This is a genomic window from Arcticibacter sp., from assembly GCF_053551015.1.
On sequence record NZ_JBMQOB010000016.1, the window covers coordinates 94,803 to 107,469 of the forward strand.

The 12,667-nt window shown below is 48.1% G+C and carries 10 protein-coding genes; 9 read left to right on the plus strand and 1 reads right to left on the minus strand.

The annotated features are described in order from the left end of the window. Positions 1–63 precede the first annotated feature (63 nt). The 9 genes from ACO1NU_RS10310 (at position 64) to ACO1NU_RS10350 (ending at position 11,968) form a co-directional block, all read left to right on the plus strand. The gene (locus ACO1NU_RS10310; RefSeq protein ID WP_448818392.1) at positions 64–972 is read left to right on the plus strand and encodes a cyanophycinase; all 909 of its coding nucleotides are present in this window, start codon (positions 64–66) and stop codon (positions 970–972) included. Continuing rightward, complete coding sequence (locus ACO1NU_RS10315; protein ID WP_448818393.1) at positions 972–1,817, plus strand: isoaspartyl peptidase/L-asparaginase; 846 nt, start codon at positions 972–974, stop codon at positions 1,815–1,817. The genes ACO1NU_RS10310 and ACO1NU_RS10315 overlap by 1 nt, the downstream gene beginning before the upstream one ends. Before the next feature lie 36 nt (positions 1,818–1,853). Further along, entirely contained in the window at positions 1,854–3,062 is a 1,209-nt protein-coding gene (locus ACO1NU_RS10320) for a hypothetical protein (RefSeq protein ID WP_448818394.1), read from the plus strand. A 60-nt stretch (positions 3,063–3,122) separates the two neighbouring features. Then, the gene (locus ACO1NU_RS10325; protein ID WP_448818395.1) at positions 3,123–4,196 is read left to right on the plus strand and encodes a tetratricopeptide repeat protein; all 1,074 of its coding nucleotides are present in this window, start codon (positions 3,123–3,125) and stop codon (positions 4,194–4,196) included. Positions 4,197–4,371: 175 nt separating this feature from the next. Beyond that, the gene (locus ACO1NU_RS10330; protein WP_448818396.1) at positions 4,372–6,501 is read left to right on the plus strand and encodes a carboxy terminal-processing peptidase; all 2,130 of its coding nucleotides are present in this window, start codon (positions 4,372–4,374) and stop codon (positions 6,499–6,501) included. A gap of 90 nt (positions 6,502–6,591) precedes the next feature. Beyond that, positions 6,592–7,626, plus strand: a complete 1,035-nt coding sequence (locus ACO1NU_RS10335) for a ligase-associated DNA damage response exonuclease (RefSeq protein ID WP_448818397.1) — start codon at positions 6,592–6,594, stop codon at positions 7,624–7,626. Next, entirely contained in the window at positions 7,623–9,236 is a 1,614-nt protein-coding gene (locus tag ACO1NU_RS10340; RefSeq protein WP_448818398.1) for an ATP-dependent DNA ligase, read from the plus strand. Before ACO1NU_RS10335 ends, ACO1NU_RS10340 begins: the two co-directional genes overlap by 4 nt. 25 nt (positions 9,237–9,261) lie before the next feature. Further along, the gene (locus ACO1NU_RS10345; RefSeq protein WP_448818399.1) at positions 9,262–11,736 is read left to right on the plus strand and encodes a ligase-associated DNA damage response DEXH box helicase; all 2,475 of its coding nucleotides are present in this window, start codon (positions 9,262–9,264) and stop codon (positions 11,734–11,736) included. A 40-nt stretch (positions 11,737–11,776) separates the two neighbouring features. Next, the gene (locus ACO1NU_RS10350) at positions 11,777–11,968 is read left to right on the plus strand and encodes a hypothetical protein (RefSeq protein ID WP_106292459.1); all 192 of its coding nucleotides are present in this window, start codon (positions 11,777–11,779) and stop codon (positions 11,966–11,968) included. Positions 11,969–12,028: 60 nt separating this feature from the next. Here the strand turns inward: ACO1NU_RS10350 and ACO1NU_RS10355 are convergent, their stop codons facing one another. Continuing rightward, the gene (locus tag ACO1NU_RS10355) at positions 12,029–12,562 is read right to left on the minus strand and encodes a C40 family peptidase (RefSeq protein ID WP_448818400.1); all 534 of its coding nucleotides are present in this window, start codon (positions 12,560–12,562) and stop codon (positions 12,029–12,031) included. Positions 12,563–12,667: the final 105 nt, after the last annotated feature.

Sequence of the window (12,667 nt, forward strand, 5' to 3'; positions counted from 1 at the left end):
CGTATGAAAAACTAAAACGTCATTTTTTTGATATATTAATAATGCGCACTAAAACAATCAACTATGGTCCCGAAAGGTAAACTCGTTATCATTGGTGGTGCAGTGGATCTCGGAACTTCACTCAGCTACAATGAAGACATCAATCATCCTCATTATATTAAGTTCTTTGAACGCGGCATATTGAAAAGGATGATAACCGAGTCGGCGAAGGGCGAAGATTCAGCAGTAGAAGTGATTACAACAGCTTCTAAAATTCCGGAAATTGTAGGTAATGAATACATCAAGTCGTTCAATCAGCTCCAAGTGGGGCGTGTGAACGTGCTCGACATCAAGAGCAGGGAGGATGCCAATTCTCCTGATGTGCTGGAGCGCATGAAGAAAGCTGATATCGTGATGCTATCGGGAGGGGATCAGCTCCGCCTCAGTGCGATCCTGGGAGGCACAGAACTGCACCGGATTTTAAAGAAGAGGTATCAGGAGGATGATTTCTTAGTCGCCGGCACTTCTGCAGGTGCGGCTGCGGCGTCGACCAATATGATTTACCGGGGGAGCAGTTCTGAAGCTTTGCTGAAGGGCGAAGTGCAGATCACGGGGGGCCTGGGGCTGTTAAACAATGTGATTATCGACACGCATTTTGTGCAGCGCGGCCGGATCGGAAGGTTGTTCTATGCTGTAGCGAGCAATCCGGGGATGTTGGGAATCGGACTGGGAGAGGATGCGGGCCTGCTGATCACGGGAGGCAGCTCCATGGAAGCTATCGGCTCGGGCTTAACGATCCTCGTGGATGGACGTTACATCAGCGAGACCAGCATCTATGATGTGGAGATCGGGTCGCCGGTGTCTATCGACAATTTAAAGGTACACGTCATGTCTATCTATGATAGATACGACCTTCAGAAGCATACACTGTCCATAAACAAAGCGATTAAAATAGAAGAGGATACATACTTAAAAGCAAAAGATTACGATTAATGGAGCCTAAGATTATTATACATGGCGGTTTTTTCAGCGAGTCGGGTACGAACGACGATGTGAAACATGCGAAGCAGGAGGCATTGAGAGAGATAGTGGCCCGGTCGTACGCGTATCTGAAAACGCATACGGCTGTTGAAGCAGTGGCTTATGCGGTAAGCTTGCTGGAAGACTGTGATCTGTTCAATGCCGGCACGGGCTCTCAGATCCAAAGCGACGGAAAGATCCGGATGAGTGCGGCAATTATGGACGGTGTTACGAGCAAGTTTGCCGGGGTGATCAACATAGAAGACGTAAAGAACCCGGTGCGGATCGCCGAGCGGCTGCTTGAATATGAAGACAGCGTATTGGGAGGCCCTGAGGCTTTGTCGTTCGCCAGAGGGATGGGCATGGAGCATTATGATCCGGAGATCCCTCAGAGGAGACAGGAGTTTGAGGAGAAGAGTGTTGCAGCAGCCCGGAAGGGTACGGTAGGCTGTGTTGCACTGGATGGGAAGGGGCGACTTGCGGCTGCGACGTCCACCGGAGGAAAGGGATTTGAGATGCCGGGCAGGATCAGCGACTCTGCTACAGTGGCCGGCAACTATGCGAATTCTTTTGCCGCTGTATCCTGCACCGGGGTGGGTGAGAATATTGTCAGTGCTGCGGTGGCTGCTAAGATCGTCACACGAGTAACCGACGGCCTGCCTTTAGCGGAAGCGGCAGATAAGACGATGAAGGAACTCAAGGCTTTTGATGGCTTTGCCGGTGTGATCGGGATCTCCGCGAAGGGAGAGATTTATCATGTGGACTCACACCCGTATATGGTCTGGGCAGCCTTTTCTTCAGGTGTTGAAACATTCTGATCCACACAGAGGTTTATGTAATGCTATCAAATTTTCATGAAGGTCTTTTATCTGGCTGCTGCCCTTTTTCTTTTTCAACCATCCCTGACGTCTGGCCAGGCTGCTACAGACTCTATCGAACTCGCTGCGCCCGATGTGGCATCTCCGGATGATCCGCAGGCGAAAGTCAAGTCGTTGAGGTCGGCTATTGCTGCCCTGAACCACGATACGCAGCTGGTAGAAGAAGGAGATCTGCGGATTGAACTCAGCGAGATCATGTTTAAGGAAGGCTGGAGTAAAAAAGGGTTTTCAGAGCTACTGACAGCTGAAATGCTGTTCCATAAAGCCGGAAATAGCGATAAGCGTGAAGCCGCTATCAGCAAGATGGCTGCCTTTTACAAAATGAACAATGCGCTGGCAGACGCAGAAAAGTATTACACCTTGCTGCTGCAGGTTCAGGAGAGCCGCCAAAAGTTTGCTGAAGCCGCAAAAACGGCGAATACGCTTGCCGGTGTGCTGATGAAACAGCAGAACGTGAAAGGAGCGTCGGGCTATCTGAATTCGATCATTTCAAGCAAGTACGATCAACCCAATGATAAGAGTACACTGGCAGATGCATATGTGAAGCTAGCTGAGATCCGCAGGGTCCAGAAGCGCTACAAGCAGGCAGAGAGTATGATCCTGAATAAGGCGCTGGGGCTTTACCGTTCTGCAGATAACCTGGTAGGCCGCGTGAACTGTTTCGATGTATTGGGTCACATCTATCTGGAGCAAAAACGGCATTCGGAAGCGAAGTGGTTTTTCATACAGGCGAATACGCTTGCACGCAACCTGAATGATGAGAAAGGAGTTGTGACCTCGCTGGTGAATCTTTCTAAAGTCAAAGTCGCCATTAAGGACTATTCACTTGCCATGCGCGATCTGAAGGAAGCAAACGTGATTGCGTCGAAGCTGAATAACCTAAGTCTGCTTGCTGATGTGAAGTCGGGCTATGCCAACTATTATTTAAGAACCGGGAATAAGATAGCCGCGAACCGATCTGAGCGCGGCTCTGTACGGCTGAACGACTCGGTTAGCCACATGATGGCTTCGCAAACAGAGTCGGCGCATACGGCCAGCGTGGTTCCTAATGAGCCGGCAGCTCCTCCGGTCATTGCCCCCGAACAAAAACCCGCAATCCAGAAAAACTACACCCTGGAGATGGCCACAGCAATATTCTTCCTCGTTCTTCTCGGTGCATTTCTCCTCAAGAGAAAAAAAGAATAGGGCAATAACTTGTTATCTAATTAGTTATATCTCTATCTTTGCAAAGAGTTTAGAAGAAATATGCAAAAGAATCTAATTAGGGGAGCAGTGGCAGTCATGCTGATTGCAAGTGGTGTAGTGCAGGCTGGTGAAAGAGATTCCCTTGTGAATAAACCAGGAAGGTTGGTAGGGCCGGTGTATTTTGACGCCAGTCCGGTCGACTCAACTCTGCTGTTCAAGCAGGATATCGGGAAGCGTCTGGTTATGAAAAACAAGCAAGCGGCAGATCTTGTTAAGTACAACAATGTGCTGATGCTTCATTCGTTGCTGAATCAGACGGAGATATCTGGAGAACCTCAGGAAAGCTTGTTGCCCACGCTGAAGATCCTGCTGGAAGATTACAAGCAGCTGAACGATCAGCGAAGTCAGGCTTTAATCCTGAACACCTATGGTGTGTACTACGGAAAGAAAGGGAACATACCTCAGGCTATTCATTATTTTAATGAAGCTTACCGTCTCAAAGAGCAGCTGAATGACAAGCGGGGGATGGTTTCGGTGGCTTCTAATCTGGGGGCTCTTTACCGCCTGTCCGGAGAATATCAGAAAGCGATCCTCCAAAATGAAACTGTTATCGGATTATACCGCTCGATGAGCAAGAACCATGATGTAGCGGATACCTACCTTCAGCTTGCGGAGAATAAATTGTCGCTCAAGAAGCATGATGAGGCAGAATACTACATCATCAAGAAGGCTTTGCCGCTCTTTACCCGGATGGGTAATAAGGCCGGTCGGATGAGATGCTTCCAGAATCTTTCAGCACTCTATTATCAGCAGAAACGCTACTCTCAAGCTAAATGGTTTTGTATTCAGACAACCGCCCTTGCGGAAAAGCTGAACGACAAGCGAGCACTGATAGGCAGCCTGATCCATATTGCGGAAGTGAAAAATGCGCTGGAAGATCATGAGGATGCACTTGTTGATTATAAGAAGGCGGAGTTGCTGGCCATTCAGAACCAGTATATAACAAGCCTAGTTGAGATCAAAGGAGATATGGGTGAAACCTACAATCTGATGGGAAATTATTCAGCTGCGGGTACGGCACTTGATGAGTATTCCAGGCTTCACGAAAAGCTTGTTAAGGGAATGGTGTTATAGGGAGTAATCTCCCTGCTTTGTAATTTATTTATATTAAGGGAAACAAATAATACTATTTTTGATATTGTTATGTTAGAGAGGCGGTGGATACTGCCTCTTTTTTGTTTATACTCGTAAACTGGTATAGTATTCGCAGATAGCTTATTAGAAAATGGATTTTAAATCTCTTAAAGAAATGCTTAAAAAAATATTCCTGGCTTTGTTCATCCTTGCGTTTATTGCTTGTGCTGCGGAGCCTCGTGTGGTGACGGATGTGGAGGGTTCAACCAACTTAAAGCCTGAGCCTTCTCAGAGCTTGGTAGCCCGGGAGCTGGTGAAAATTATTGAGGGTGCACATTATAAAAAGGTCAAGATTGATGATTCTTTATCTTCAAAGATATTGGATAAGTACATTGATCAGCTTGACCAGGGCAGGAGCTATTTCCTTGCATCGGATATCAAATCGTTTGAAAAATTCCGCACGACGTTTGATGATGATCTGCGTGCCGGGGATCTTACCGCTTTCTTTCATATTTTCAACGTGTTTCAGGCGAGATATGCCGACAGGCTGAAATACTCAATGGCCCAGGTAGATAAGCCATTCGACTTTACCAAGAACGAAACCTTTACCTATAACAGGGAAAAATTGCCATGGCTTGCTTCCATTGAGGAGTCAAATGTGCTGTGGCAGAAACGGGTGAAGTCTGATCTGCTCAACCTGAAACTATCAGGAGGTGATGCAGTGAAGAATAAGACGACCTTAAAAACCAGATATAAGAACCTGTTGTCCCAGACTCAGAAACTCAATAATCAGGATGCTTTCCAGGTGATCATGAATTCTTTCACGGAAACCATCGATCCTCACACTAATTATTTCATTCCGCAGCGTGCTCAGGCTTTCAATGAAGAGATGTCCCGTACGTTCGAAGGGATTGGCGCGAGTTTACAGCTGGAGAATGAAGTGATCAAGATCGCCGCTATTGTGCCGGGGGGGCCAGCCTTTAAGGCGAAGACCCTTCATGTAAACGACAAGATCATTGGCGTGGCGCAAGGCAAGGATGGCGAATTTGAGGATGTACGTGGCTGGAGGCTTGATAACTCTGTTTCGAAGATAAAGGGACCAAGAGGCACGGTGGTGCGTCTGAAGATTATTCCTGCGGGCCAGGAGCTTTCTTCGCAGCCGAAGATCGTGACCTTGGTGCGCGAGAAGGTGGTGATGGAAGACCAGTCGGCTAAAAAGACGATAAAGACTATTACGGAAGACGGTAAGACGTATAAGATCGGGGTGATCGAAGTGCCTGCATTTTATATAAACTTTGACGACTACCGGAAGGGTGATCCCAACTATAAGAGTACGACAAGAGATGTGAGAAGGATTATCGATACGCTGAAGCGTGATAAGGTTGACGGTATCGTTATTGACCTGAGAACAAACGGAGGAGGCTCCCTGATTGAAGCGATTGAGCTGACCGGATTGTTTATCAAATCAGGACCAGTAGTACAGGTGCGTAATCCACGCAGCACTGAGGTGAGTGATGATGACGATCCAACTATTTCATGGACCGGACCACTAGGCGTCATGGTAGACCGTTTCAGTGCTTCTGCATCGGAGATCTTTGCGGCCGCTATTCAGGACTATAATCGCGGTGTCATAATGGGTACGCAGACCTATGGTAAAGGTACGGTACAGTCGGCACTGGATCTGTCCCGCTATATCAGTACTGTAGATGAGTTCCTGAATAAAATCAAGACAACAGACAAGACCGGAAACACCACTGCTACGCAGGGGCCTAAGTTTGGGCAGATTAACCTGACTATTGCCAAGTTCTACCGGATCAACGGAAGCAGCACCCAGCATAAGGGGGTGATTCCGGATATTCAGTTCCCGATGATCTTTTCGGCCGATAAATATGGTGAAAGCTCAGAACCCTCAGCATTACCGTTTGACTCTATCAGTCCGACAAAGTACACTCCGGTGGCGGATCTCGCACCTATTAAGTCACAGCTGGTGAAGCTCCATGAGGAAAGAATGAAGAAGTCGGCAGAATATAAATACCTGCTGGAAGATATCACTGAGTTCAGACGGAGAGAGGCTGAGTCGCAGATTACACTGAATGAGGCGAAGCTGAAGAAGGAGCGTGAAGAACAGGAAGCAAGAACGCTGGCGAGAGATAATCAGCGCCGGGCATTAAAGGGGCTGCCTCCATTGAAAAAAGGAGAGGTGAAGAAAGCCGACGAATATGACTTTATACAGGACGAGAGTCTAAAGACAATGGCTGACTTTATCCGTCTGAGCCAGGCGGGTCAGTTCACGATGGTATACTAAAAAACAAGCAATTTTTTAAAGGCCGGCATCCATAAGGAGCCGGCCTTTTTGCGTTTAAAACTATCTGCTGCTTCGGATGGTTATTCATCCATGGCTCAAGCACTCCTCCAATTTAATGATAAAGGCATATACTGCGCTGCCGGGGACTTTTATATAGACCCCTGGAAACCAGTAGACCGTGCGGTCATTACACATGCCCATGCAGACCATGCCCGCTGGGGACATAAACATTACCTGGCTCATCATCTCTCAAGAGAAATTATGTATTACCGCCTGGGGGAAATATCCCTGGAAACGCTGGAGTATGGAGAGAGTACGGTGATCAATGGAGTGAAGGTGACATTTTATCCGGCTGGTCACATCATTGGCTCAGCACAGGTAAGGGTGGAATATAAAGGTGAGGTCTGGGTGGCTTCAGGAGATTACAAGCTGGAAGATGATGGCTTGTCGGCCCCCTTTGAACCGGTAAAATGCCATACGTTTATTTCAGAATGTACTTTTGGTATGCCCGTGTATAAGTGGCGGCCTCAGCAGGAGATCTATGATGATATCAACCAATGGTGGAAGCTGAATGCAGAGGAGGGACGGACAACGGTTGTGGCGGGATATTCGCTTGGAAAGGCGCAACGGATCATGCAGGGGCTAAATCCCTCGATTGGTAAGATCTACCTGCATGGGGTCATCGCCAACAGCAATGATGCCCTGATGCGGAATGGGATACGGCTCCCTGATGCAGAGCGGATAACGGCAGAATTTAAGCGGGAGCAGGCGAGAGGCGGCATTGTGATTTGTCCCCCTTCAGCAGTAGGCTCTCCCTGGATGCGTAAGTTTCCTTCCGTGTCTTTCGGCTACTGCTCAGGCTGGATGGCCATACGGGGTGCGAAGCGAAGAAGGGCAGCCGACCGGGGCTTTGTATTGTCAGATCATGCCGACTGGGATGACCTGATAAAAGCGATTTATGCGACGGAGTGCGAAGCGGTTTGCCTGACGCATGGCTCTACGGCGTCATTCTCGCGGTATTTGCGGGAGCAGGGCTTAGATGCCTACGAAGCAGAAACACACTACGGGGTAGAAGATGATGAAGTTGGAGAAGCCGGTGAGACAAAGGCGGAGGACGTGATATGAAGGATTTTGCGAAGTTGTTTTCAGACCTCGATGAAACTAATAAGACCTCTGAGAAGGTCAGGATTCTGAAAGATTATTTCATGTTTGTGTCTGACGAGGATAAGATCAGCACACTTGCTCTTTTTACAGGCAGGAAGCCCAGACGGCAGATCAATTCCACGCTTATTAAGACCTGGGCTATGGAGCTGGCGCATATCCCAGGCTGGCTCTTTGAAGAGTCATACCAGGTGGTGGGTGATTTGGGCGAAACCATTGCTTTACTGTTGCCCGAGCCTGGTGGTTCACAGGATAAGTCGCTCACTGAATGGATTGCTGAGATAAATGCGCTGGCGGCATTGGATGAAGGCGAGAAGAAAGGATGGTTACTTTCTGCATGGGATAGCATGGACAGGCAGGAACGTTTCGTGTTCAACAAAATACTGACGGGCAGTTTCCGAGTCGGCGTTTCTCATAGCTTAATTGTGAAGGCTCTTGCGGAGCTCTCGGGATTGGAGGCCTCGGTGCTGACCCACAGGATTATGGGTAACTGGGATCCGGCCTCGTTCAGCTTCCATGATCTGATGCAGGAGCAGGATGCGTCTGAGGATATCTCCAGGCCTTATCCGTTTTGCCTGGCATACCCTGTTCAGGAGACTTCCGATCAGACGAAGTCGGCAGAGGATCTGGATGCGGCCTTAGGAAGTCCGGAGCAGTGGCAGGCAGAGTGGAAGTGGGACGGCATCAGGGCGCAGGTCATATTTCGCGGAGGGGAGATCTTCATATGGAGCCGGGGGGAAGATCTAGTTACAGATAAGTTCCCGGAACTGCATCGGTTCATCTCCGAACTTCCGGATGGAACCGTGCTTGATGGTGAGGCGATCTGCTTCAGTGGCAGCTGCCCGCTTCCGTTCAATGTATTGCAAACGAGGATCGGCCGGAAGAATCTGACAAAAAAGATCATGGCAGAAAGCCCTATGGCCTTTATTGTATATGACTGCTTGGAATTTGAGGGCGATGATATCCGTTCAATGCCTTTGCGGCACAGACGGGCTATAGTGGAGAGGCTGCATGCAGTGAGTAAGCACCAGGACATCTTCAGGCTGTCTGAGGTAGTTCATTTTGATTCCTGGCAGGATCTGCACGATCTTCGCCTTACAGCACGAGAACACCTTGCTGAAGGCTTTATGCTGAAGCGGGTGGAGTCGGTCTATCAGACCGGAAGAAGGCGTGGCGACTGGTGGAAATGGAAGGTTGATCCGCTGACTGTTGACGCGGTAATGGTTTATGCGCAGAAAGGTCATGGCCGGAGAGCTGACCTTTACACGGATTATACATTTGCTGTGTGGGACGGCGACAAGCTTGTTCCGGTAGCTAAAGCCTATTCGGGATTGACAGACAAGGAGATCAACCAGGTGGATCATTATGTGAAGCGGAATACGCTGGAGAAATTTGGTCCGGTGAGGACAGTCAAGCCCGGGTTGGTGTTTGAAATCGGCTTTGAGGCGATCAACGCATCACCGCGGCATAAGTCGGGTGTGGCGCTTCGCTTCCCAAGGATCCTGCGCTGGAGGCATGACAAGAAAATTGAAGAAGCCGATCATCTGGAGGCTTTGAAATCGATGCTGGGATAACAGCAGGTACTATTTATCAGAACGTATGACGGTTGGCGAAAAGGCAATTACTACATGGTTTAAAATGAAGGGCTGGAAGCAGTTTGCATTTCAGAAAGAGATGCAGACAGCCTACCTCTCAGGCTTTTCAGGGTTGTTAAATGCCCCTACTGGAAGTGGGAAGACCTTTGCCTTGTTTCTTCCTATCGTGGCGGAGTATATTAACCGTTATCCGGATACCTATAAGACGAGGAAGAGCAACGGTTTGATGATGTTGTGGATCACGCCCTTGCGGGCTTTGACCAATGATATCCGGAAAGCCATGCAGACGGTGGTAGATGACCTGGAGATTCCCTGGAGTATAGGGAGCCGTACGGGCGATACATCTGCAAAAGAGAAGCAGGCGCAGAAGCGAAAGCAGCCGGAAGTCTTGCTTACTACTCCGGAGAGTCTGCATCTGATGCTGTCGCAGAAGGACTATCCGAAGTTGTTTGAGAATCTACAAGCGGTTGTAGCTGATGAATGGCATGAGTTGCTGGGGACGAAGCGGGGCGTTCAGCTGGAGCTGGGCCTGTCGCGACTGAAGGGCATTATTAACCGGGATACATCAAGGGAGAAATTGAGAATATGGGGCATCAGTGCGACCATTGGTAATCTGGAGCAAGGAGCGGATGTACTTCTGGGAAAGGTGGCGGATCCTGCTTCTATCCGGCTGGTTCGGGCCGACCTGGATAAGAAGATCGAGATACAGTCTATTATTCCTGATGATATAGAGCAATTTTCATGGGCGGGCCATCTTGGAATCAAGCTGTTGCCGAAGGTGATGAACATTGTGGCGAAGAGTAAGACGACGCTGATTTTCACCAATACGCGTTCTCAGTCGGAAATCTGGTATCATGCTATTCTGGATCAATATCCTGAGTATGCAGGCATCATGGCTATGCATCACGGATCTTTAGACAATGAGCTAAGGTCATGGGTGGAGGCAGCACTGCATAATGAGATGCTTAAACTTGTTGTATGTACGTCCAGCCTTGATCTGGGGGTAGATTTCAGGCCGGTGGACTCCGTAGTGCAGATCGGGAGTCCGAAGGGCGTAGCGCGCTTTATGCAGCGTGCCGGACGGAGCGGGCACCATCCGGGAGCAACGTCAAAAGCCTGGTTTGTGCCCACGCACTCGCTGGAGCTTCTGGAGGGAGCGGCCATCAAGGGAGCAATTGAGCACCGGATCTTCGAAAGCAGGGATCCCATTGTTTTGGCGATGGACGTATTGATGCAGTATCTGGTTACACTCGCTGTTTCAGACGGATTCAGAGCTGATGAAATCTTTCGAGAGTTGAAGGATACCTACGCCTATGCAGATCTGCGGGAGGAGGAGTATGCGCAGATCCTGAATTTTATCACTTTGGGAGGTAAGACCCTGTCGCAGTATGATGAGTACCTGAAGGTGGAAATTGAGGAAGGTTTGTATAAGGTAAAGAGCAAACGTGTAGCTATGCGGCACAGGCTGACTATGGGGACCATTGTGAGTGATGTGAGCATGCGTATCAAATTCCTTTCAGGTGGTTATCTGGGATCAATAGAGGAAGATTTCGTTGCACGTTTAAAGGTGGGAGATAACTTTTGGTTTGCCGGCAGGAGTCTGGAGCTCGTTAAGACCAAGGATATGACCGCGTACGTAAAGAAGTCGCCGAAAGGAAACGGCCGGATACCCAGTTGGATGGGAGGAAGGATCCCCTTGTCGTCTCAGCTTTCAGCGATGTTCAGAAGCAAGCTGGATGATGTAGCGCATCATATAGAAAAGGACATCGAGATCAAGACATTACGGCCCTTATTTGATATGCAGGCCGAGCTTTCTCATCTGCCCACGAGCAATGAGTTTCTGATCGAGCGCTTCAATTCTCACGATGGCTATCATCTTTTTTTCTATCCGTTTGAGGGGCGCCTGGTACACGAAGGTATGGCCTCCTTATTTGCTTATCGGATTGCGAAGGTCAGGAAGGCGAGCTATTCGATCGCGATGAATGACTATGGATTTGAGTTGCTGTCGGCGGATCCGATACCCCTGGAGGAAGCTCTGGCAGCAGATCTTTTTTCGTCAGCAAACTTGCTGGACGATATTCAGAGCAGCTTGAATGCGAATGAAATGGCCAGGCGGCGTTTTCGGGATATCGCGCATATTGCAGGTCTGGTGTTTACAGGCTATCCGGGGAAGACCATGAAAAATCGGCATCTTCAAGCTTCGACCTCGCTTCTTTTTGATGTTTTTAACGAATATGAGCCGGATAATGTACTGGTGAGGCAAGCCTATAATGAGGCTCTGCAATTCCAGTTGGAAGAGTTCAGGCTCAGGGAGGCACTAAGCAGGCTGCAGCAGCTTCAAGTAGTGATTACGGAGAGCAAGAAACCCACGCCATTCGCTTTTCCTATTATGGTTGACAGGCTTCGAGAAAAGCTTACCACGGAGACATTGGAAGAGCGGGTAGCAAAGATGAGTTTAAGATATGCAAAGGGAAAATAGTGGCCTTGTATTTGCATAGCAGATGGCAAACATATACACTATGAACTTAAAGAGAACATTTGGTACTATATTAACAATACTAGGTATTGTAGGACTGATTTATGCCGCTGTTGGATTTGTTCAGCAATCAGGCTCACCAAGGGAATTGATTGTCTACGGAATTTTGGGATTGATATTCTTCTTTACCGGCATTGGCCTGGTTAAGAACACACGCGACGTGGCTAAAATGTAAAAAGGGTTGATATGAACAGCCTTTGCTTTCATATCAACCCCCGCTTTTTGAACAGAGTTTTTACAACTGTTCTTTCAGAGACTCGATAAGTCTTCCACCTTTGTAATAGTAACGCTTCCAGTAGGACTCGTTCAGATTACTGATTGTAACACCTCTGCTTGATGAGGCATGAGCAAATTTGTCATCTCCTAAATAAACGCCTACGTGTGAGATTGCGCGGCTTTTTATTTTGAAGAATACCAGATCACCTTCTTTAAGGTCATCTTTACTTACGGGATTAACCATGGTAAAAATGTTTCTGGAATTGTTGCCGATAACTGTATTGAACACTTTATCGTACAATTGAAAAGCAAAACCTGAACAGTCAATTCCTCTTTTGGTATCACCGCCTAAACGGTAAGGAGTACCGATCCAGTCATAAACAAATTGGTAAAGCTTAACATTAGATGTAGCTGATACAGCGATTCCCATGATCTGGGAGAAGTAATCCTTGGCAAGATTGTCAGGATCCTCTACAGTTTTTTTAGTTTGCGCCTGGGTATTAGACACGTACATAATAGCGATTAACATCGCTACAATCATTTTTTTCCCCATTTAAACTTCGTTTAAAGTTAAACAACAGTACTTTTAAACGCCCTCTTGTGTCATAAGGTCTGACACGAGCATTGCAAATCTAACTAAATTATCCAAAGGCGCAAG